Genomic DNA, 19,356 nt, shown 5'->3' with positions numbered 1-19,356 from the left:
CGCAGGCCGCGGTCAGCCCATTGGGTCCGGAGCCGACGACGGCGGCACGGCGCGACGCCACGACGTGCGGCCATCTCAGGCGCCCGCCTCTGGCTGACCGGCCGCCGGGCGCACGGAGACCGGGGTGCCTCCGGTGATCCTCAGCAGCTCCTCGCAGGTGGTTCGGAAGACCGTGCGGGGGTGACCTGCCGCGGCCCAGATCTCCTCGTGCTCGGCCAGCATGGTGTCCACGAAGGTCGGCACCGGTGCCGGGTGGCCCACCGGTGCGACACCCCCGATGGTCTGACCCGTGGCCTGCTTCACCCGGTCCTTCGGGGCGCGGCTGATCGTGCCGCCGAGCCGCTCCCCCAGCCAGTCGGTGTCCACCCGGTGCGCCCCGGAGGTCATCACCAGGATGGGGACCTCGTCGCGCAGGAAGACCAGCGAGTTGGCGATCTGGCCGATGTCGATGCCCAGGGCGTCGGCGGCGGCCTGCGCCGTGGTGACGGCGTCGTCGAACCACCGGACCTCCGGGGTGACGCCGAGCCGCGTCAGCTCGGCGGTGACCCGGTCCACCGCGGGGTGGGGGCGCGCCGTCGCGCCAGCCGGAGTCTCGGACGGAGTCTGTGCCATGGCTCCAGACTAGTCCCGGCCGGTGACGCCTTCCATCAGCGCAGCCGCACCAGCCCCAGCCGTACCACTGCCAGCCTCAGGGGATGTAGGCCGGCGGGCGGTTCTGCATCGCGGCCCGGTTGACCCCGGCGATGTCCCACGCGGTGTCCCGCGGGGAGACGCCGGCCCGGTCGGCCTCGGCGAGCAGCCGGGCCACCTTGGCCCGCATCTCCAGGTGCAGCCGCTGGAAGGAGTCCTCCGGGTCGGTGCCGACCTCCCCGAACAGCATCCACCAGGCCCAGGCGGCGGCGCCGGTGTTGGCCACCACGTCCGGGATGACCATCACCCCGCGGCGGGCCAGCAGCTCCTCGGCCTCCCGGGTGACGCCGGTGTTGGCGGCCTCCACGATCACTGAGGCGACGACGTCCTGAGCGTTCTCCGGCCGCACCGCATAGGAGATCGCGGCCGGGACGAAGATGTCCGCGTCGGTGGCCAGCACCGCCTCGCGCGGCAGCTGAGTGACATGGGCGGGGACCCCGGCCCGGTCGATGACCCCGTAGTCGTCCCGCAGGTCCAGCAGGGCGGGGACGTCGAGTCCGGAGGGGTCGTAGAGAGTGCCCTGGACGTCCGCTAGGGCCACCACGCGCACGCCGGCACCGTGCAGGTAGTAGGCAGCAGCCCCGCCCATCGTGCCCACACCTTGGACGGCGACGTCGGTGGTGGCGCGGTTCCAGCCACGGTGCTGCACCACGCCCAGGCAGGCCTCGGCCACGCCGTAGCCGCCGATCACGTCACCCAGGATGCAGCCGTCGTCGGTGCGGATCTCCAGGCCCGCACGCACCCGCTGCAGGGTGGCCTGAGGATCCGTGGACCGCTGGATGGCGGCGTGGAAGCTCTGACCGAGCCCGACGGCGGCGAAGGCCTCGTCGATGCGCTGCTGGGTGACCCCCAGGTCCTCGGCGGTGACCCAGTGCGCGTCCAGCCACGGCTTCATCTCGGCGAAGAAGCGGGCCAGCACCTCCGGGGCGCGCGGGTCGGTGGGGTCGAAGTCGATGCCGCCCTTGGCTCCGCCGACCGGCAGCCCGAACACCGCGGTCTTGGCGGACATGCCACGCGCCAGGTCCTCCACCTCGTGGAGCGTGCACCCCTTGCGCATCCGGGTGCCGCCGGTGGCGAGGCCGCCGACCAGCGAGTGGACCACCAGGTGGCCCTGCGCCCCGGTGACGGGGTCGGTCCAGTGGATCCTGCGATACGGCTCGGTGTCCCGCGGCGCCTGCTCGACGCCGAGGCCGAGGACGTCCTGCCCATCATCTGCGGGGGTCTGCCACCGCGTGTCGAGAGTCACCACGATCACCTCCAGATCTACGGATGTTGTGGCGTCAAGTGGCCGCCGTCCGGCGGTCCTGCACCAGTACTCTCACTGTGGGCCCCCGGGCATGCCGGGGTCTATAGCCTGACCATGCGGGTTCATGCACAGGACCTTGCAGCTTTTGTGAACTGGGACGGTCACCCCTCCTCAGCGCGCCATGGCCCAGGGCCGCAGAGGGGTCCTGAATAGGGGTCGCGCAGGTACGCTGACCGCATGGAGCTGTCACTGCGTCGACTTCGGATGCTGCGCGAGCTGCAGCGGCGTGGGACGGTCACCGGGGTGGCGGCGAGTCTGCACTACAGCCCCTCGGCCGTCTCCCAGCAGCTGGCGCAGCTGGAACGTGAGGTGGGGGCCTCGCTGTTCGAGCGCCTCGGCCGCCGAATCAGGCTCACCGAGCTGGGAGCGGTGCTGGCCGAGCACGCCGAGGACATCCTGGGCGCCGTCGAGGATGCCGAGATGGCGCTGGAACAGGCCCAGGGCGGCGTGACCTCGCGCCTGCGGGTGGGTGTGTGGGCCTCGGTGGCCTCGGGCCTGCTGCCGACCGCGCTGACCCGCCTGACCGAGGAGCACCCCGGCATCGAGGTGCGCACGGTGGAGCTGCCTCCGGAGGCCACGGCGAGCGCGGTGCTGGACGGCAGCCTGGACCTGTCCTTCGTGATCGAGTACTCCGACTACGCCCTGCCCTGGGATCCGGGGCTGGTCCGGGACGTCATCGCGGTGGAGCGCCTGCATGCGGCGGTCACCTCGGGCGCGACGCCGGAGTCTCCGGTCTCGCTGGCCGCCTTCGCCGACCACCCCTGGGTGCTGGCGGGGCCGACGTCCCATTTCGGACGGGCCATCCGCATCGCCTGCCGGCGCCATGGCTTCGAACCGCGCATCGTCCACCAGGTGGAGGAGCAGACCACGGCCCTGGCGATGGTGGCCGGGGGCCTGGGGGTCACGCTGGTCTCAGACCTGGTCCTGGACTCGGTGCCCGACGGCGTCGACGTCGTACCGCTGACCGAGCCGGTGCTGCGTACCGTGTCGATCGCTCACCGCAGCACCGCCCAGACCCGACGCTCCCTCGAACTGGTGATCGACGCCGTCCGGGCCTCGGCCGCCGAACGCGGTCTGGCCGCCGGGTCACCGGTGCCGTGACCCGGCCGCTTCTCCTGGCGCCGGGAGACAGGCCCGGCCGGTGCTCTAGAGTCGTGCCCATGAGCACCCCGGAGAACACTCCCCACGCCACCGCCTCACCGCGTCCGACCGGCTCCCTGCTGCCGGTGATCGCCTCGCTGATCGCCGTCGGCACGGTGTTCTGGATGCCGCATTTCGCGATCACCGTCGCCCTGGGCACTCTGGTGATCTGCGCGCTGACCTGGAAGGACGGCTCGCACCGGCTGCTGGGGGTCTCCGTGGCCGCCAGCGGCGCGGCCCTGCTGCTCTCGGTGGCGCACTTCACCGGGCTCTGGGGGTGAGATCTCCGGGGCCGAACCGGCGGCCTCGGCACCCAGCCAGCACCAGCCCCGCTGCCAGCCCACTGGCGACACCTGGGCCGAAGGCGACGTTCAGCCGCCGCCCGCGGACCGCTCCTCGTCCGGCAGATGCCGGGCGGCATCCGCCTCACCCTGCAGCTCGGCGACCACAGCGGCGATGTTGCGGATGAACACGATCAGCCAGGAGAACAGGATCGCGGCCCCGATCAGCTCCAGAGAGGTCAGGTTGTAGTACCCGATAGGCCACCACAGGCTCCCGGCGAAGAGCAGCACTCCGGCGGCGATGATGCTCAGCAGGTAGAAGGTGCGGGGGAAGCCGGGCAGCCAGTAGGGCATGCCGATCAGCAGCATCAGGAAGAACAGCCCGAACAGGGCGGTGAAGGTCGCGTGGACCTCATTGTGCAGGTTCACCGGCACCAGCCCCACTCCGGCCAGCGAGGCCCCCATGCCGATCATTCCGATCCGCACCATCCGGATGCGCGGGGAGCGGATGTGTCTGCTCACGGCCTGCCGCAGCGGCAGGGTCAGGGGCACCTTTCCGCGGACCGCGCGCCGGGCCTCCCGTTCGTGCTGCAGCCTGCGGACGTGCCGCCGTCGGACATGCTCGGCCCAGGTCTCCAGGTCCCGCGTGATGAACGCGGTCAGCGTGGTGATGATCGCTCCGGAGACGACGAGGGTGGTGTTGAACGTCCAGAAGGAGGTCAGTCCGGCCTGTCCGGTGCCGAGCTCGGAGAACATCACATGCCACCAGAACGGGTTCTCTGCGAACAGCATCGACACCAGCACACCGGAGGCCATGAACACCCCCAGCAGGGTGGACAGGGAGAACGCGTTGATGCGGGCGCCGGAGTTGAAGCTGAAGTAGGCGGCCACCGCACCGACGATGCACAGCAGCACCGCGCCGGCGATGTAGTCCACCGTGAGTCCCACGAAGGCCTCCTGGAACACGCGGAACAGGCCCAGGGCGCCCATGACGGCGATGGAGGAGTGCACCACCAACAGCGAGACCGTGTCCAGCAGCTGCCGGATCCGGGGCCGCTCCCCCAGCCAGATGTTGGCCATGCGGGCGTTGAGGGAATAGCCCAGCAGGAACGCCAGTCCGGCGGTCACCCCACCGACGATCGCGCCGAAGAACTGGATGGACCCGTCACCCGCCAGCGCGGGCCGTTCCCCGGGGAAGACCACCAGGCCGAAGCCCAGCCCCAGGACTCCGCCGATGATGGCGCTCCAGATAGCCCGGGATTCGATGAGCACCTGCAGCTTGGCCTGAGACTCCCGCTGCTCCGGGGTGGTGGTCGCCGGGTGGGCGGCCTCCTCGCTGGCCGCGAAGGCCGCCAGACGCCGCGCCGCACCGTGGGTGGGGGTGATGTCGGTGACCTCGGGAAGCTCGCCGGTCTCGGCGGCGTCGTCATCCAGGCGGACCTGCCACCTGCGGGACCGTGCCATCGTTCCAAGACCCTCCCGACCCTGTCGATGCCGATGCTCTCCACCAGATTCACCTGCCCGGTGCGCGGATGCAACCGCAGATGACGCGGCGCACGCCCGCACCCCGGTTCGCCGTAGACTGGCGCACCATGAGCATGACCCCTGAACCGGTGGAGCGCGGACCGCAGGTGATCGCCCACTGCATCCGTGTGGAGGCCTCGGCCGAGGAGCTGTACGCGATCATCGCGAACCCGCACCGTCATCATGAGCTCGACGGCTCAGGGACGGTGCGCACCACGGCGATCGGGCCGCGCGAGCTGCAGCCCGGCGACAGGTTCCGGGTGGACATGCGCAAGTACGGCATCCCCTACGCGATCACCATGCACACCACCCGGGCCCAGCCGCATCGGGTGGTGGAGTGGCGGCATCCCGGCGGACACCGCTGGCGCTGGGAGCTGGAGCCGGCTGACGACGGCGGCACGCTCGTCACCGAGTCCTACGACTTCAGCGGCCAGGCCGCTCCCCTGCGGAAGGCCCTGGAGATCGCCGGCGTCCACCGGGAGAACGACGGCGGCATCCGCGCCTCCCTGCAGCGGCTGCATGACCGCTTCGCCTCCTCCTGACGGGCACAGGACCCACCCTGACGAACCTCGTTGCACAAGGCAACTGCGCGGGACGGGCGGGGACATTGTGACAGTTCCATCACATTCAGCCCGTCAACGCGTCACATCGTTACACTGGGAGGACCCGTTGCACCAGGGTCAGGGGCCGCCGTTTCCGGCCCCTGCGCCCGCATACCTTGTCAGGAGAACACTGCATGTTCCACGCAGAGATCAATCGCACCCTGACGGCGGCCGTCAACCTCATGAACACCTCTGAGGGGCTTCACAGCGCCCAGGCCTCACCCGATCAGCTGACCAGCATCGAGAGCCTGCGCAAGTTCCTGTCCTCCCAGGATTCGGAGCTGAAGTGGCCGACGTCGACCCTTGACCGCGCCCAGGTGGACTCCGTCCGCGACCTGCGCGACACCGTCCACCAGATCTGGGGTGCGGCCCCCATCACCACCAAGGAGCCGGTGGAGAAGATCAACACGCTGCTGGAGGGAGTGGGCACTCGCGTGGTCCGCACCTCGGGGGGCGAGGAACCGCAGTTCCGTGCCGTGCCGATCCCGGTGAGCACCCAGCTGGCCGACGTCATGACGGCCGCCATCGCCGACGCCCTCCAGTTCCTGGTGGTCAACGATGAGACCGGCCGCATGCGCACCTGCAAGGGTGATGAGTGTGACGCTGTCATCGTGGACCTCACGCGCAACCGGTCCAAGCTGTTCTGCGACTTCGGCAACTGCGCCAACCGGGCCCATGTGCGGGCCTACCGCGCCCGCCAGGCGGCCCTGCGGGAGGCCGGGCGTCGTGCGCTGGCCGGTGAAGCGGCGGAGCCCTCGGCCACGCTGGCCAAGCCCAGTGCGGCGGAGAAGGCGGCCCAGATCAACGAGCCCACCTCCGAGTCCGCGGTGGCGGCCAAGGAGTTCCGCGACCGGATGCGCGATGAGCTGATGGAGAAGCGCGAGAAGAAGGACAAGAAGTCCAAGAAGAAGAAGGACAAGAAGAAGGCGAAGAAGTGAGCGCCTGAGCGGTTCCTCCGCTCCGTCCACCGTTGCGGCGAGTTGGTCCAGAGTTCCCCATACTCGAGTCGATCGAGTCGAGTATGGGGAACGTCAGACCAACTCGCCGCAGTGTCGAGAGCCGGACAGTGTCGAGAGCCCGACGGCGGTGCGAGCGCTCAGGCGTCCTCGGCGCGGCCGTAGCGCGGCTCGTCGCCCTCGGCCTCACGGGCCTCCTGGGCCTTCTTGCGGGCCGCTTCGGCACGCCGCTCGGCCACCTGCCGCCGGTAGAGGTCCTCAGACTTCCGGTTCACCCCGGCCCCCTGGGAGAGGTGCTCGGGATTGTCCCGGGAGGCCAGCTGCAGCATGGAGACCACCAGCAGCGCGACGATGAACACCACGCCGAACGCGATCAGCGCCAGGTCCACCCGGGCCGGGTTGTCCGTGCCGCCGGAGGCGGAGATCAGGGTGACGAATCCGGCCACGAAGGCCAGGGCCGCAGAGAAGATCAGCGGAGCCTTGACCGACTCGATCAGCGAGCGGCGCTCCTTCTTGTCCTCTGCCACAGGGCTCCTCGTTCCTCGTCAGACGGGGACGTCTGCCAGGACGTCCGGTGATGGTCTCGGCGTCCGCGTCGGACGCCCGGCCATTCTACGCCGTGTAGTAGACCGCGTGCGAGTCGTGCTCAGTCCCGGCCGCGGCGGGCGTCGTGCACCATGCCGCCGCCGCTGATCATCAGCAGCACCGCCATGATGATCACGCCCATGCCGGCGATGCCGAGGATGCCGTGGACGTCGAGCTGCATGCCCACCAGCAGCGCCGCCCCGGTGAGGGTCCCGACGGCGCCGAGCAGCAGCTGGTCGCGCGCCGGGACGAACGCCCCTCGCCCGCGGATCCCGGCCACCAGCTCGGCCACACCCATCGCCACGAAACCGACACCGGCGATGACAGCGGCCGCCGTCGTCGTGCCCACGAAGATCACTGCGACGGCCGAGAGGACCCAGGCCGCCGCGCCCAGGGCCAGTGGGCCGCGCACCGTGGCGGGCACGAGCTCCTCGTCCTTGGCGTAGTCCCACACGGCGGTGGCGCCGAGGGCGAAGTAGCCGGCCACGGCGACCTTGAGCAGGGTGAGCGTCTCGTCCTGCCAGAACACGGTCACCGCGGCGAAGACGGCGGTGATGACCGCGCGGACCCAGACCGGCCGGATCAGCGCTTCAGCGGTGGGGGCGGGGATTCTCTTCACTGGCACGCAGGCGAGTCTACTCGCTGTCCGCGGAGGCTTCAGCCGATCGGCCGAGCTCTCAGCGGACCTCGCCGGCCACCATCCATCGGCCACCGGCGGCCCGGAGGCCGAGGGTCAGCGCGCGGGCCCCGATGAACACCACCGCGTAGCCGACCCACAGCCACACCACGGCCTCCACTCCGGTGAGCCCGCGGGTGGAGATCCACCACAGGGCGGGGAAGTACAGCGCCAGGTTCACCAGTCCCGCGATCGCGAGGTATCTCACATCGCCGGCGCCCATCAGGACGCCGTCGAGCACGAACACGTAGCCGGAGATCGGCTGGGCGAGCGCGACGACGAACAGGGCGGCGGTGATCATGTCCGCCACGTGGGCGTCCGGGGTGAACAGACCCGCCGAGACGGGCGCGAGCGCCGCGATCACGGCTCCGGTGACCACACCGAAGCCCAGCCCCCAGAGGATCATGAGACGCGTGAGCCGCCGGGCGACGTCGAGGCGGGAGGCGCCCAGCTCCTTGCCGATGAGCGCCTGGGCGGCGATGGCCAGGGCATCCAGCACGAAGGCCAGCGTGGAGAACACTGTGAAGGTCACCTGGTGGGCGGCCAGGGTGTCCGGACCGAGGTCGGTGGCCACCAGCACCGTGGCCACGATGGCCGCGCGCAGGCTGACGGTGCGCAGCATCATCCAGGACCCCACGGAGAAGGCACGGCGCAGGCCGATCGGGTCCACCCCCAGCGACACCGCCTGGGCGCGCAGCCGGGGCACGATGATCACCAGGTAGACCGCCGCCATGCCCCACTGGGCGATGGAGGTGCCGATGGCCGCGCCGGCCACGCCGAGCCCCACCGGATGCACCAGCACCAGATTCAGCACGATGTTGGCGCCGAACCCGGCGGCGGCGACGATCAGCGGGGTCGTGGTGTCCTGCATGCCGCGCAGGACCCCCGTGGCGGCGAAGACCAGCAGGATCGCCGGCACCCCCGGCATGGACCACACCAGGTAGTCCCAGGCATGGCTGTGCATCTCCCCGGAGCTGCCCATGGAGGCCAGCAGGCCCTCCCCGAACGCAACGCCGGCGGCGGCCAGTACGACGCCCAGGATCAGCGCGAGCCAGAGCCCGTCCCGCCCGGCGGCCAGCGCCTTGGCCAGCTTCCCGGCGCCCACGTAGCGGGCCACCGCCGGTGTGGTGGAGTAGGCCAGGAAGATCATCAGCCCGGTGACGGTGTGCATCACGGTGATGCCCAGGGCCGCGCCGGCGAGCTCGTCGACGCCGAGACGGCCGATGATGGCGGTGTCAGCCAGCAGGAACAGCGGCTCGGCCACCAGCGCCCCCAGGGCGGGGACGGCCAGGGCCAGGATCTGCCGCGGCAGGGGCCGCGGGTCGGTGGTGAGCTCCTTCATGGGGAGGCGATCATGCCCCGCCCAGCGGCACGGCGGCCGCCTGGAGGAGGGCCGGGATCACGCCGGTGGGCTCCAAGCCGTCGATGTCCTCCAGCAACGGCGAGAGCCAGTACTGCAGGGTGACGGCCATGCAGTTGTTGAACGCGTGCACCAACCAGACGAACAGCAGAGACCGGCCGGAGAAGATGTAGGCCAGGGTGAAGATGATCGACATCGTCAGATACGGCACCACGGTGGTCAGCACGCCCATCAGGTCTCCAGAGATGATCTCCGAGGAGACGTGGATGAGCGCGAACGGCAGCACGGAGATCACCGCGCAGAGCCAGATGTTCAGATGCCGGGAGAGCTTGCCGATCAGCAGGTGACGGAAGATGTACTCCTCCACGAGCGGACCGAGCAGCCCGAGCACCAGCAGAGCCGCCCAGAACGGGACGGCCTGCAGCATCGCCTCGATGCCGGCCTGATTGGCGCTGGTCTCAGGCTCCTGCCCCGTGACCGTCATGATCAGGGCCATCAGCATCACATTGAGGACCACGATGGACAGCCACATCGCGGGGATGAGGAAGAGCTTCAGCCAGGCCAAGGCGTGGTGGGTGAAGACCACCAGTGAGCGCCACAGGGCCTTGCCCGCGACGGCCAGGATCAGCACCGTCAGCGAACCGAAGATCAGCCCGTTGATGAGGAACTCCTGACGCGATTCCGCGCTGGTCAGCGTGACCTCGTCCCCACCGGGGAAGAACATCATGGTGACGAGGTTCGCGCCGAGGATGATGGCCAGATACGGCACCGTCGGCAGCAGGTCCCACCACAGGAAGCGACCGGGCCGGGAGTCCGGCTGCCGCCAGATGCCGCGCGAGTACCGGTCCTTCGAGTCCGGGGGCGTCTGGGCCGGCGGCTGAGGGGGGAACGGCGACGGGTGGTGAGTCGGGTACTGAGGCGCAGGGTGCTGCCCCTGAGCGTAGGGGGTCCCCCAGGGCGCCGCCCCAGGCCCAGATGGCGCATAGGGTCCCTGACCGTGGGGCTGTCCGGTGGGAGGGTGGCCGTAGAGATGGGGCGCCTGAGGGTACGGCGGGGGCCAGGCGGGTGCGGCGGGGGCCGTGGCGTTCCGGCTCCTGCGGAGGTGTGCTCATATCGCCCCAGCGTAGAAGATGGAGCTGACCTCCACGTCAGCCTCAGGGCGGAGACTCGTGGGCACGTCCCGGCCCTGCTCGCCCGGCCCCGCTCAGCGACGACGGCGAGACCTGCTCACCAGGTGCTGGGTGGCCGTCGCCGCCACCAGACCCGCTCCCAACGCCAGCACGGTGCGCGCCCATCCTGCCAGCTCGGTGGCCTGGGCCAGCAGGAGATGCATGGACAGCATGACGACGAACAGCACCACCGCGCTGACTGCTCCTGCCGAGGAGGGGCCCTGTCGATGGCGCGCCACAGGTTCCGGTGCGGCACCGCTCGTCCGGCCAGTGGGCTCGTCCCGCGTCATCGCGCCTCCCCGCGGTTGAAGATCGGCCATGCCGCGAGGGTCGGCAGCAGACCCCAGGCCAGCAGACCCGTCATCCCCGCCAAGATGTCCGTCCCGCTGGACTCGGGGTTCGGCATCGAGGAGGCGTCGAAGGCTTCGGCGAGATGCGGCAGGGGCGTGTTCATCGCCAGCAGCTCGGCCGCCGGGGCGATGCTCTCAGGCAGCGAGAATCCGACCGCGAAGAAGCCGAGCGGCAGGACCACGACGACGCCGATGAACAGCAGGATCCCGGCGGAGGACCGACGCACCAGGGAGGTCAGGCCGAAGCCGAACAGGACCGCCAGGCTCCCTCCGCAGAGCGCCAGGGGGATGGCCAGCAGACTCCACCGCACCTCGGGCTCGCCGGCGTGCAGGAGCAGAGCCGTCGCGCACAGCACCACGGCCACGGCGGCGCATGTCGCAGCTCCGACGAGGCTGAATCCGGCCGCCCGGGCCAGGTAGAGCCGCCGACGGTCCGGCACCAAGGTGAGTGCCAGTGCGATCTGCCCCTGCTCATCTCTTCCCACGCGGAACACGGTGGCCACTGCCAGGACGAAGGCCGCGAGCGCAGCACCGCTTCCCACGGCGATCACCGGGAACAGCATGCTCTCGCCATCCATGGCGTTGTCGATCAGCAGCATCAGCAGCCCGAGGCCTCCGCCCAGGGAAGCAGCCGTGATGATGCCGCCGCGCATGCCGCCCCGCCGCAGGTGTCGGCGCATCTCGGCGCGAGTGACCATCAAGGCCGTCTGCCGTCCGCGGACGTCTCCGATGCTCCCACGCGCCTCTTTCTGAGCAGTGTGCATGGGTCAGTTCCTTCCGTTCGAGGCACCCAGCAGGGTGAAATAGGTGTCTTCCAGGGACTGGGCCTGCGCGGCCAGGTGGGTGAGCCCGACGCCGGACTCCACCACCAGCGCGGCCAGCCGCTCCGGGGGCACGCCGTGCGCCATGAGCCCGTGATGCTGCCGCTCCACCGTGATGCCCTGGGCCAGCAACGCATGCCGGGCGGTGTCTGGATCCGAGACCTCCAGATAGACGACCTGCTGCTCACCGTGCTGCGCCTGGGCGGCGGCGAGGAATTCCTGCAGCGACCCGTGGGCGAGGATGCGGCCGCCGTCGATCATGACGACCTGGTCGGCCACCGCACCGAGCTCCCGCATGTGATGTGAGGAGAGCAGGATGCTCACCCCGGAGTCGGCCGAGGCTCGCACGAAGTCTCGGAACCACCTGATGCCGTCAGGGTCCAGACCGTTGGCTGGTTCGTCCAGGATCAGGTGCGACGGCTCGGTCAGAGTTGCGGCTCCGATTCCGAGCCGCTGCCGCATCCCCAAGGAGAAGGACGTGACCCGATGGTGCGCCGCCCAGCTCAGGTCGACGTCGGCGAGGACCTGGGCGACCCGGGAGGTGGGCATTCCCTGGGTCCGGCAGGCGTAGTCCAAGTAGGCATGGGCGGTCATGCTCGGCGGGATGCCCTCTGCCGACAGGAAGACCCCGAGCCGCCGTGCCGGGCGCTGAGCTGCTGGGAACGGCTCCCCGCCGACCTCCACATGCCCGGCGGTGGCATGAGTGAGCCCGGTGATGATACGCATGGTGGTCGTCTTGCCCGCCCCATTGGGGCCGACGAAGCCTGTGATCGCGCCGTCGGGTGCGCAGAAGGAGACGTCGTCGAGGACGGTGCTGCCTCCATAGGTCTTCGTCAGGCTGTCGATGATGAACATGATGCGGCCTTTCCTCGAGTGCGGTGCAGGGCGATCCTCGGACCGGCCTCCCCCACCGCACGGGTGATGGCCTCGGAGGCGTCCGAGGACGTGGTCAGTGCCGGGCACGCGCGTGGCATCCCGGAGTGGTAGTGCACGGTGATCAGACGCAGCCCACGCCGCCCCGGAACATGGGCGGTGGTCAGCACGTGAACTGCGGAGCACCGCAGCAGTCGTATGGTCTGTCCGCCCAGCTCGGTGCTCCACGCGAGAACGCCGGCCTCTGCGTCGCCGGTGTCCAGCCGTGCGGCGCACCACCGCGTCATCAGCAGCCCCAGCAGCAGCACCGCCGCCCCGACGGCCATGGCCATGAGGGCCCGGCCGGCCACCACTGCGCCGCGCCCCATGCGACGGCCGATCCCGCGGCGACGGGAAGGAGGGCCAGTGCCAGGCTCACCGGAAGGACCGCCGGCCCAGGCGCGACCAAGGGCGGAGGGATCCTCGCACCGGGGGCGAGCCGTGCCATCAGCACGAGGATCCGCCGGCGCGACAACGAGGGCAGAGCCAGGTTGCTGTCCCACTGCTGAGAGGAGTCCGCAGTGATCAGGGAGACCCGCGCCCGGTCCAGCAGCATCTCCACCAGATTGCGCCGGACCTGCACCCCCACGACCTGGTCTCGACCGATGATCCGAGTGGTCGTCGAGATCAGTCCGTGGCGCAGCACGGTCCTGCCATCCTCGACGGCGACCGTGAGCCCATGGAACCGGACGGCGGTGAGCACCGCCCCTGCAGTGAGACCGACCAGACACAGCAGCGCCAGGACAGGACCAGGACGGGTCGCCAGCGCCTGCACCACCTCGGCGCTGTGGCCGGCGAGCTCCATGATCTGCACTGCCGCTCCGACGACGGCGCCGGCGAGAACGACCGCCTGTCCGTAGCAGAGGCTTGAGATGATGAGGTCGAGGCTGCTGGATCGGTGGATGCGGTCCTCGTCGGCGGGAGCCTGCGACCGTGAGGTCTGCACGCGCGCAGGATCCTCGCCGCCCCGAGGCCCCCTGTGTCCCAGGCGCGCGCTCTGCGAGATGTCCTCGGCATCCGCGACGGGGACCCCCTCGATCCGGATCGTGCTGTCCGCCGAGCCGTCCGCGCCGAGCACCACGACCCGCAGACCGAAGGGGCGCGCATTCCAGGGAGCGAGGACCTCCACTGAGGAGATGTCCCGCCATGCGAGGCTGCGGGTCTGGATGCGGAACAGGCCCCGGACTTCGGTGAGGCCGGTGCTGGTGACGGCATAGCGCCGCGACCCCCAGCCATAGGCCGGACCGACGAGCCCTCCCAGCAGGAGAAGCGCGAGCACGACCATGGGGCGTGTCCCAGCCAGGAGGGGGGAACCCTGATCGCAATGACCAGGCCGCAGGCGAGGAGAACCAGGCGAGGAGCCTCCCCCAGGTACGCGGCGGCCATCGTGGAGGGACGAAGCCGTCGTCCTTGGTGACGCCTGGTCATCGGCCCACCCCCAGATAGATGCCGAGCGCTTCAGCACGGATCCGCTCCGCCTCCTCGAGCCGCACAGGCCCGAGCGGCTCCACATGCGCGATGCAGGTGAATCGAACGCGGGCGAGGCCCCAGCGTCGCAGCAGCGGCCCCTGCACCACCGTGACGTTGAGCAGCTGAGCGGTGGCGATGGCCGTGCCGCGACGCAGGAGCCGTCCTCGTCGGACTCTGATGACCCAGGGCGTGATGCTGTAGCGGGTGTGCCGCACGCGCAGCGGATTGATGACGATGACATCGATCACCGTGGACAGCGCCCCCAGGACCAGCACGCCGACGGCGCACCAGAGAGCGAGGTCCCCGGACAGCAGCAGCAGTGCGAGGCCAGCACCACCGGTGGAGAATGCGATGCCGGCGACGACGGCGACGCGGTTCATCAGACTCAGGGTCTGATGCGGCAGAGCGCACTCCTCGGCATCCGGCGCCGCGGGCGCCGTCGTCGTTGTCGTTGTCGCTGTCGCTGTCGCTGTCGTTGTCCTTGTCACAGCGTGTCCGCTCACGATGCCGTCTCCACGCCGCGGCGGCCGGCGCACCCCGAGCGGGACGCCTGCCGGCCGCCGTCGATGCGGTCCGGGATCAGAGGTACCCCAGGATCTCCAGGATCATCCGCAGAACCTCGGCCGCGGACGCACCCTGCAGCCAGGTGCGCACCCTCGGCCAGTTCGCCCGTGCCCAGTCGGCGGCGGCCCGCACCGCCCGCGCACCGTAGCGCCACCCCTGCTGCAGAACGTACCTGATGAAGCTCAGCATGTATTACACCTTTCATAGACATGTTTAGATCATCCAATCTCCTGGATGACGTCAACAAATCTATGAATACTGCCTCATTCCAAAAACTGTACTCAATACCCATTTTATTCATACTTTCGTCGCAGCTGGGGAGTCTTCAGGGAAGATGCGGGTCTCCACGACAGGACTGACGTCCATCTCCGCCCGCATCGCGTGGAGCACGACCTGAAGACGGCTCGACACGCGCCACTTCTTCATCACCTGGCTCAGATGCGATTTCACGGTCGCTTCGGTGACGTCCAGCTCCTCAGCGATGGCCCCATTGGACATGCCGAGCAGCAGCCGGTCGACCACGCAGCCTTCCTGAGCCGTCAGGTCCTGCGCCGGGCTGAGCCTCCTGCGATGACGAGGCTCGGAAGTCCTCCTCAGCAGGTCACAGACCTCTGCGAGCACCCGAGGAGACATGAACGCTTCGCCGCGGAGTGCATGCGTGACAGCCCGCCCCACGTCCTGCGCCACACGACGAGGATCGATGAGGCTCTCGACCCCTGCGCGGATCAGCGGCCGCAAGGCTGACTCGCCCCCTTCATCGAGGAGCACGACGACGGGCAGGTGCGCCCCGAACGCGCCGCGCAAGGAGCGCACCGCCTCGACGGTCGCACAGGGCCCGTCGCACGTATCCAGGACGGCCGCGGCCACCGAACTCTGGGACTTCGCCACGTGATGTCCCAGCCGACCTCCGGAGCCGACCCGCAGCCACGAGAACCCCAGTGCCTGGACCTGCCGTTCAGCCGACGAGGCGGCGCGAGGGTCGTCGATGTCGAGGAGGATCAGGGGCAATACCATGCGACCACGTTAGGCCGCGGCGCAGACTGCTCACATCGTCCTCAAGGACAGTGTTCTGCTTCCTTCCGTCACTTCTCATAGCGACAGATGCTGATGCTCTCCGCTCGGGCCTCCCAGCGGCCGCCCTCCCTCAGACCAGCGGCGAAGCGGCCGCCCAGCTGGTCCACCCGCTCGGCCAGCGAGACCAGGCCCAGGCCTCCCCCGTCGCAGGGCCTGGGAGACTGCGGCACCCTGTTGCTCACAGCCAGGGTCACCTCGTAGGACGAGGCGTCGAGCAGGACCACACAGTCCGGCTCGGAGTCCGGCGAAGCCAGCCCGTCCCGATCGGCGGCGCCATGCTTGATCACATTCGTGGTGCATTCCTGAAGGATCCGACTGAGGGCAGTCTGCAGGGACTGCGGGAGCCCGTCGAGATTCCCCTGCACGTCACACTCCACGCGGAATCCCAGGTCCTGGAGGGTCGCCGAGCACCGTTGCAGTTCGTCCTCGAGGTGGATGACAGCGGCGTCCGAAGGTTCTGCGTCGATGAGACCTTCATCGTCCAGCACGTCCAGCAGGCGTCGCAGATCCTGGAGCGCCCGTGACGACGACGCCCCGATGGTCTCCAGGGCAGCGCGCGTCAGCCGATCCGCGGAGTCCACGTCCAGCGCCTGGGCGTGCATGGAGATCACCGTGAGGTCATGGGCCACGATGTCGTGCAGGTCTCGGGCGATGTGCCTCTTCTGATCCTGCAGAGCCCGGTCCCGGGCCACCTGCTGCTCCTCGAGGCGCTCCTCCTGCCGCCGACGCTCCACGCGGCTCCGCCGGAACCCTCGCCCCAGGGCGTAGGCGATGAGTCCCGGGATGAGGAAGGTCCAGAGGAACCACAGCACACGCTCGACGACCCCGTAGTCCGCCACGGTATAGGGCACTCCGAGGACCAGGACGGCGACCAGATAGGACCGGCTGTGCCACCGCCCGACGCACGTGGACATCAGGCCAAGAAGGCCAGGGGCAGCAGCCAGCCGGGCACGGAGATCCCGGGAAATGCGGTCAGGACCAGCGAGCCGACGACGGCGGTCCATGCCGCGGCCTCCACCCGCACCCAGGTCAGCGCGGCACAGCAGATCAGCAGCGCGAGGCCCCAGACGTCGGCAGCGGCGTGGCCGAAGCCTTCCGTCGCCGACGCAGCGACCAGGTCGACCAGGACGAAGCCGCAGACCGCCAGAGTGAAGGGCACCAGAAGTCCTCGGCCTGGCTGCAGCGTCTCTTCGCTCACCCTGGTGGGCGGCTCCCGGCGGCGAGTCACCGACAGAAGGCCGGGGGCAGGAAGTTTCGCTTGCAGAGCAGCCAGCGAGAGTCAGGGATCGATTCGATCCGCTCCACGACGGCCCGCACGTTCTCCGCCCCGGCCGTGGCGATCACATGACTCGGCGCGGACCCATGGTCAGGCGCAGCAGTCGTCGCCCCACTGCTGCTCACCGGCCCTCCGGCGATGAGCAGCAGGACGGAGACGAGTGATAGGACCGGTGAGACAGACATGGGATTCTCCCCCTCAGGATGGTGATGAGGCCGACGATCACGCGCTGCGGATCGAGGCATGACGAGCGGCCCCGAGTCTACTGAGCTGAACGATTCCTGAACATTGGCCGAAAGGACAGTCTTTCCTTCGGCGGGCCCACCATCAGCGTCCCAGCTGCGGTTCGACGATCCCGAGTTCGAAGGCCCGGATCACCAGCTGGACGCGGTCCCGGACGCCGAGACGTCGACACAGGCTCGCCATGTGCGCCTTGATCGTCCGTTCGGTGACCGTCATCGCCGCCGCCATCTCGGCATTGTTCAACCCGCGGGCGGCCAGACCCAGCGCCTCCCTCTCCCGCGGGGGGAGCTGCGGCACAGGCTGTGCCCGCTGCACGGCAGCCTCGAAGGCCGAGCGGTCAGCGAGCACGCTGAGCGCCAGCAGCTCTGCGACCCGTGCGGACAGCGGAACCGCTCCCTCGCGAGCCTGCCGCACGGCGTCGAGGATGCGGTCCTTGCGGGCATCCTTGATGAGGTAGCCGACGGCGCCTGCCCGCAGGATCTCCACCACCCGATGCTCCGCGGAGAAGGTGCTCAGCGCCAGCACCGCGACCTCCGGCCATCGACGGCGAATCTCGCGAGCGGCGGCCACGCCGTCCACCCGTGGCATCTGGATGTCCATCAGGACCACGTGCGGGGTCAGGTCGGCGACCTGCTCCACAGCCTCTGCGCCGTCGGCGGCCTCTCCGACGCAGTCCATGTCCTCCGCGGACATCAGGTAGAGCCGCAGGGCGTCACGGACCAGCGCATGGTCATCGACGATCAGCACCCGCGTCGTCTCGGCCTCGGCCACCAGATCTCCTCCGTCTCATCATGTTCGCCGTCTCGCCCTGGGCGACACTCGTCCTGGTCGACACTCGTCCTGGTCGACACTCGTCACTGTTCAGTATCACAGCAGATCAGCAGCTCACCCATCGTCCTGGAGGACAGCACCCGACATCTCGGGCACGCCGTGCCTCTCCACGACGCGCCCGTCACCAGCGCTGCGCCTCCCACGACGACGCACCAGCGGTGATGCGGACTCGCCAGCGTGTACGTCCCCAGCTCTCCGTGGGGCCGCACCGCCGGGTGCAGCAGTCGTGCCACGAGCGGAACGACCACACAGAGCGCAGGGACCATCCCGAACGTTGCACACTGGAGAAGAAAGGACTGCCCCGCGGCCGTGCCCTCCGAAGGACTCCACGCCATGATGGCCGAGAGCGACGTGCCGGGGACGAGGTACAGCACCGCACCGAACAGGGCTCCGCGTCGGACGCAGCGGCGGCGCAGCAGACCAGCGGCGTCCTGCCTCACCACCTCGACCATCGGCACCACGACCTGCTCCCCTCAACGTCCCCCTTCACAATAGAGAGGTGAATCATGGCGGCACCATTGCCCAAAAGGTCATATCCGCCCACGTCAGAGGGCATCCCGAACCTAGGAGGTCACGAGTCTCCTACCAGCATCATCTGACAGGGCGATTCCCACGACCAGACCCTCGTGATGAGGCAGGACTGCCCTTAGTGGGCGCGCTGTGATCACAGGTGGCCAGCGGGAGACTCACCACGCTGGGCGAGGCCCCTGCCCTAGGAGCCCACCCGGACCAGTCCCGCCTTCCTGCTCGCGGCGCCGGCGTCGCCGCACGACGCCGACGACGATCCCGGCGATCAGCAGCCCCAGGCCGATGGTCCCTAGGGCGATGCCGCCGAAGACGGCACCGAGCACGCCGAAGACCCCACTGGCCAGACCTGCGAAGTCCCCGCCGGGGGCGAGCACCACGAAGGCCTCCCCCGATCCGTCCAGGGCGGGGTCGGTGAAACCGCTGATCGAGAACTCGTGCAGGCCGGACTCCTCGGCGGAGTAACTATTCACCCCCACCGCGCTCGAGCCGCCCTGGGTGGCGGTGGAGCTGATCTCCGCCCACCGCATCGACCCTCTCTCCCCACTGGGCGAGACGACTTCGGGCGTCTCACTCAGCCCCGGAGCGCTGGCACCGGTGGGGCGGACCACATAGAGCATGTAGCTCTCCCCCGCCTCCAGCTGCGCCTCGGCCATCAGGGGCGGATCCCCGCTGATCAGCGCATCGGCGCCGGGCCCGCCGTCGCTGTCCAACACCCCCAACGGCACCGTGGAGCGGAACACCGTCACCGCCAGCACGAACAGCACCACAGCTCCCAGCAGGAGGACGCCGCCGATGATGCCCAGTGTCATAGGCAGCGGCCCGCGCGTCGGACGCGGCCTGCTCGGCATCGGGTAGCCGGGGTGCGGACCGCCGGGCGGAGGCCCCGGATACCCGGGCTGGGACCAGCCGGGCTGCTGTCCGTAGGGCTGGTGCTGTCCGTAGGGCTGGTGCTGTCCGTAGGGCTGGTGCTGCGGCGGCTGCGTCATGATCGTCCCCTC

Annotated in this window: 24 protein-coding genes; 4 read left to right on the top strand and 20 right to left on the bottom strand. The window is 69.6% G+C overall.

Features of this window, described 5'->3' with window-relative positions; genetic code table 11:
- Positions 1-75: 75 nt before the first annotated feature.
- Together BCY76_RS11900 and BCY76_RS11895 are read right to left on the bottom strand one after the other, a co-directional pair.
- The gene (locus BCY76_RS11900; protein ID WP_085437727.1) at positions 76-612 is read right to left on the bottom strand and encodes a YbaK/EbsC family protein; all 537 of its coding nucleotides are present in this window, start codon (positions 610-612) and stop codon (positions 76-78) included.
- A 76-nt stretch (positions 613-688) separates the two neighbouring features.
- Complete coding sequence (locus BCY76_RS11895) at positions 689-1,939, bottom strand: Glu/Leu/Phe/Val dehydrogenase dimerization domain-containing protein (RefSeq protein ID WP_237090121.1); 1,251 nt, start codon at positions 1,937-1,939, stop codon at positions 689-691.
- A gap of 234 nt (positions 1,940-2,173) precedes the next feature.
- Between BCY76_RS11895 and BCY76_RS11890 the strand changes: the two genes are divergently transcribed.
- Both BCY76_RS11890 and BCY76_RS11885 read left to right on the top strand, forming a co-directional pair.
- The gene (locus BCY76_RS11890) at positions 2,174-3,097 is read left to right on the top strand and encodes a LysR family transcriptional regulator (protein WP_070159547.1); all 924 of its coding nucleotides are present in this window, start codon (positions 2,174-2,176) and stop codon (positions 3,095-3,097) included.
- A 59-nt stretch (positions 3,098-3,156) separates the two neighbouring features.
- The gene (locus tag BCY76_RS11885) at positions 3,157-3,417 is read left to right on the top strand and encodes a hypothetical protein (protein ID WP_070159550.1); all 261 of its coding nucleotides are present in this window, start codon (positions 3,157-3,159) and stop codon (positions 3,415-3,417) included.
- A gap of 90 nt (positions 3,418-3,507) precedes the next feature.
- Here BCY76_RS11885 and BCY76_RS11880 read toward each other — a convergent pair whose 3' ends face one another.
- Positions 3,508-4,881, bottom strand: a complete 1,374-nt coding sequence (locus BCY76_RS11880) for a hypothetical protein (protein ID WP_070159552.1) — start codon at positions 4,879-4,881, stop codon at positions 3,508-3,510.
- 128 nt (positions 4,882-5,009) lie between these two features.
- Here BCY76_RS11880 and BCY76_RS11875 point away from each other — a divergent pair, with 128 nt between their 5' ends.
- Both BCY76_RS11875 and BCY76_RS18180 read left to right on the top strand, forming a co-directional pair.
- A complete protein-coding gene (locus tag BCY76_RS11875) occupies positions 5,010-5,483 on the top strand; it encodes an SRPBCC family protein (protein WP_083277441.1) in 474 nt (157 codons plus the stop codon).
- A 194-nt stretch (positions 5,484-5,677) separates the two neighbouring features.
- The gene (locus BCY76_RS18180) at positions 5,678-6,481 is read left to right on the top strand and encodes a CGNR zinc finger domain-containing protein (RefSeq protein ID WP_070159557.1); all 804 of its coding nucleotides are present in this window, start codon (positions 5,678-5,680) and stop codon (positions 6,479-6,481) included.
- A 158-nt stretch (positions 6,482-6,639) separates the two neighbouring features.
- Here BCY76_RS18180 and BCY76_RS11865 read toward each other — a convergent pair whose 3' ends face one another.
- The 17 genes from BCY76_RS11865 to BCY76_RS11785 all read right to left on the bottom strand — a co-directional run bounded on the left by BCY76_RS11865 (position 6,640) and on the right by BCY76_RS11785 (position 19,344).
- Entirely contained in the window at positions 6,640-7,026 is a 387-nt protein-coding gene (locus tag BCY76_RS11865) for a hypothetical protein (RefSeq protein WP_201791125.1), read from the bottom strand.
- Between the two features lie 119 nt (positions 7,027-7,145).
- Entirely contained in the window at positions 7,146-7,709 is a 564-nt protein-coding gene (locus BCY76_RS11860) for a hypothetical protein (protein WP_070159560.1), read from the bottom strand.
- Positions 7,710-7,761: 52 nt separating this feature from the next.
- Positions 7,762-9,102 carry an MATE family efflux transporter gene (locus BCY76_RS11855; protein ID WP_070159562.1) on the bottom strand — a complete coding sequence of 447 codons (1,341 nt, stop codon included), beginning with the start codon at positions 9,100-9,102 and terminating at the stop codon, positions 7,762-7,764.
- Positions 9,103-9,112: 10 nt separating this feature from the next.
- Positions 9,113-9,889 carry a CPBP family intramembrane glutamic endopeptidase gene (locus tag BCY76_RS11850; RefSeq protein ID WP_085437726.1) on the bottom strand — a complete coding sequence of 259 codons (777 nt, stop codon included), beginning with the start codon at positions 9,887-9,889 and terminating at the stop codon, positions 9,113-9,115.
- A 435-nt stretch (positions 9,890-10,324) separates the two neighbouring features.
- Entirely contained in the window at positions 10,325-10,480 is a 156-nt protein-coding gene (locus tag BCY76_RS18175) for a hypothetical protein (RefSeq protein WP_170922681.1), read from the bottom strand.
- Positions 10,481-10,575: 95 nt separating this feature from the next.
- Positions 10,576-11,403 carry a hypothetical protein gene (locus tag BCY76_RS11845; RefSeq protein ID WP_085437725.1) on the bottom strand — a complete coding sequence of 276 codons (828 nt, stop codon included), beginning with the start codon at positions 11,401-11,403 and terminating at the stop codon, positions 10,576-10,578.
- A 3-nt stretch (positions 11,404-11,406) separates the two neighbouring features.
- Positions 11,407-12,315: an ABC transporter ATP-binding protein gene (locus BCY76_RS11840; protein WP_085437724.1), complete on the bottom strand. Its 909-nt coding sequence runs from the start codon at positions 12,313-12,315 to the stop codon at positions 11,407-11,409.
- The gene (locus BCY76_RS11835; protein ID WP_170922680.1) at positions 12,294-12,659 is read right to left on the bottom strand and encodes a hypothetical protein; all 366 of its coding nucleotides are present in this window, start codon (positions 12,657-12,659) and stop codon (positions 12,294-12,296) included. The genes BCY76_RS11840 and BCY76_RS11835 overlap by 22 nt, the downstream gene beginning before the upstream one ends.
- Entirely contained in the window at positions 12,620-13,657 is a 1,038-nt protein-coding gene (locus BCY76_RS17615; protein WP_170922679.1) for a PH domain-containing protein, read from the bottom strand. Before BCY76_RS17615 ends, BCY76_RS11835 begins: the two co-directional genes overlap by 40 nt.
- Before the next feature lie 139 nt (positions 13,658-13,796).
- On the bottom strand, positions 13,797-14,222 hold the full coding sequence (locus BCY76_RS11820; RefSeq protein WP_085437722.1) for a PH domain-containing protein: 426 nt from the start codon (positions 14,220-14,222) through the stop codon (positions 13,797-13,799).
- Between the two features lie 199 nt (positions 14,223-14,421).
- The gene (locus tag BCY76_RS18170) at positions 14,422-14,595 is read right to left on the bottom strand and encodes an aureocin A53 family class IId bacteriocin (protein WP_170922678.1); all 174 of its coding nucleotides are present in this window, start codon (positions 14,593-14,595) and stop codon (positions 14,422-14,424) included.
- Positions 14,596-14,703: 108 nt separating this feature from the next.
- Positions 14,704-15,420 (bottom strand): response regulator transcription factor, encoded by a 717-nt coding sequence (locus BCY76_RS11815; protein WP_085437721.1) that lies wholly within the window; start codon positions 15,418-15,420, stop codon positions 14,704-14,706.
- Between the two features lie 68 nt (positions 15,421-15,488).
- Positions 15,489-16,394, bottom strand: a complete 906-nt coding sequence (locus tag BCY76_RS11810; protein ID WP_070159588.1) for a sensor histidine kinase — start codon at positions 16,392-16,394, stop codon at positions 15,489-15,491.
- Positions 16,394-16,639, bottom strand: a complete 246-nt coding sequence (locus BCY76_RS11805; RefSeq protein WP_070159590.1) for a hypothetical protein — start codon at positions 16,637-16,639, stop codon at positions 16,394-16,396. Before BCY76_RS11805 ends, BCY76_RS11810 begins: the two co-directional genes overlap by 1 nt.
- 65 nt (positions 16,640-16,704) lie before the next feature.
- Positions 16,705-16,941: a hypothetical protein gene (locus BCY76_RS11800; protein ID WP_070159593.1), complete on the bottom strand. Its 237-nt coding sequence runs from the start codon at positions 16,939-16,941 to the stop codon at positions 16,705-16,707.
- Between the two features lie 142 nt (positions 16,942-17,083).
- Complete coding sequence (locus BCY76_RS11795) at positions 17,084-17,770, bottom strand: response regulator (RefSeq protein WP_070159595.1); 687 nt, start codon at positions 17,768-17,770, stop codon at positions 17,084-17,086.
- A 746-nt stretch (positions 17,771-18,516) separates the two neighbouring features.
- On the bottom strand, positions 18,517-19,344 hold the full coding sequence (locus tag BCY76_RS11785; RefSeq protein WP_070159600.1) for a hypothetical protein: 828 nt from the start codon (positions 19,342-19,344) through the stop codon (positions 18,517-18,519).
- Positions 19,345-19,356: the final 12 nt, after the last annotated feature.

It is taken from the genome of Nesterenkonia sp. PF2B19, assembly GCF_001758425.2.
In the GTDB taxonomy this organism is placed as follows: domain Bacteria; phylum Actinomycetota; class Actinomycetes; order Actinomycetales; family Micrococcaceae; genus Nesterenkonia; species Nesterenkonia aethiopica.
The sequence above is the reverse complement of the archived record's forward strand: the minus strand, read 5'-3'. Positions and strand labels throughout refer to the sequence as shown.

What these genes read in the sequence shown, in the direction of transcription:
- BCY76_RS11900 (WP_085437727.1), bottom strand. Translation starts at nt 612, where the DNA reads ATGGCACAGACTCCGTCCGAGACTCCGGCTGGCGCGACGGCGCGCCCC.
- BCY76_RS11890 (WP_070159547.1), top strand. Translation starts at nt 2,174, where the DNA reads ATGGAGCTGTCACTGCGTCGACTTCGGATGCTGCGCGAGCTGCAGCGG.
- BCY76_RS11885 (WP_070159550.1), top strand. Translation starts at nt 3,157, where the DNA reads ATGAGCACCCCGGAGAACACTCCCCACGCCACCGCCTCACCGCGTCCG.
- BCY76_RS11880 (WP_070159552.1), bottom strand. Translation starts at nt 4,881, where the DNA reads ATGGCACGGTCCCGCAGGTGGCAGGTCCGCCTGGATGACGACGCCGCC.
- BCY76_RS11875 (WP_083277441.1), top strand. Translation starts at nt 5,010, where the DNA reads ATGAGCATGACCCCTGAACCGGTGGAGCGCGGACCGCAGGTGATCGCC.
- BCY76_RS18180 (WP_070159557.1), top strand. Translation starts at nt 5,678, where the DNA reads ATGTTCCACGCAGAGATCAATCGCACCCTGACGGCGGCCGTCAACCTC.
- BCY76_RS11855 (WP_070159562.1), bottom strand. Translation starts at nt 9,102, where the DNA reads ATGAAGGAGCTCACCACCGACCCGCGGCCCCTGCCGCGGCAGATCCTG.
- BCY76_RS11845 (WP_085437725.1), bottom strand. Translation starts at nt 11,403, where the DNA reads ATGCACACTGCTCAGAAAGAGGCGCGTGGGAGCATCGGAGACGTCCGC.
- BCY76_RS11840 (WP_085437724.1), bottom strand. Translation starts at nt 12,315, where the DNA reads ATGTTCATCATCGACAGCCTGACGAAGACCTATGGAGGCAGCACCGTC.
- BCY76_RS11835 (WP_170922680.1), bottom strand. Translation starts at nt 12,659, where the DNA reads ATGGCCGTCGGGGCGGCGGTGCTGCTGCTGGGGCTGCTGATGACGCGG.
- BCY76_RS17615 (WP_170922679.1), bottom strand. Translation starts at nt 13,657, where the DNA reads ATGGTCGTGCTCGCGCTTCTCCTGCTGGGAGGGCTCGTCGGTCCGGCC.
- BCY76_RS11820 (WP_085437722.1), bottom strand. Translation starts at nt 14,222, where the DNA reads ATGAACCGCGTCGCCGTCGTCGCCGGCATCGCATTCTCCACCGGTGGT.
- BCY76_RS18170 (WP_170922678.1), bottom strand. Translation starts at nt 14,595, where the DNA reads ATGCTGAGCTTCATCAGGTACGTTCTGCAGCAGGGGTGGCGCTACGGT.
- BCY76_RS11815 (WP_085437721.1), bottom strand. Translation starts at nt 15,420, where the DNA reads ATGGTATTGCCCCTGATCCTCCTCGACATCGACGACCCTCGCGCCGCC.
- BCY76_RS11810 (WP_070159588.1), bottom strand. Translation starts at nt 16,394, where the DNA reads ATGTCCACGTGCGTCGGGCGGTGGCACAGCCGGTCCTATCTGGTCGCC.
- BCY76_RS11800 (WP_070159593.1), bottom strand. Translation starts at nt 16,941, where the DNA reads ATGTCTGTCTCACCGGTCCTATCACTCGTCTCCGTCCTGCTGCTCATC.
- BCY76_RS11785 (WP_070159600.1), bottom strand. Translation starts at nt 19,344, where the DNA reads ATGACGCAGCCGCCGCAGCACCAGCCCTACGGACAGCACCAGCCCTAC.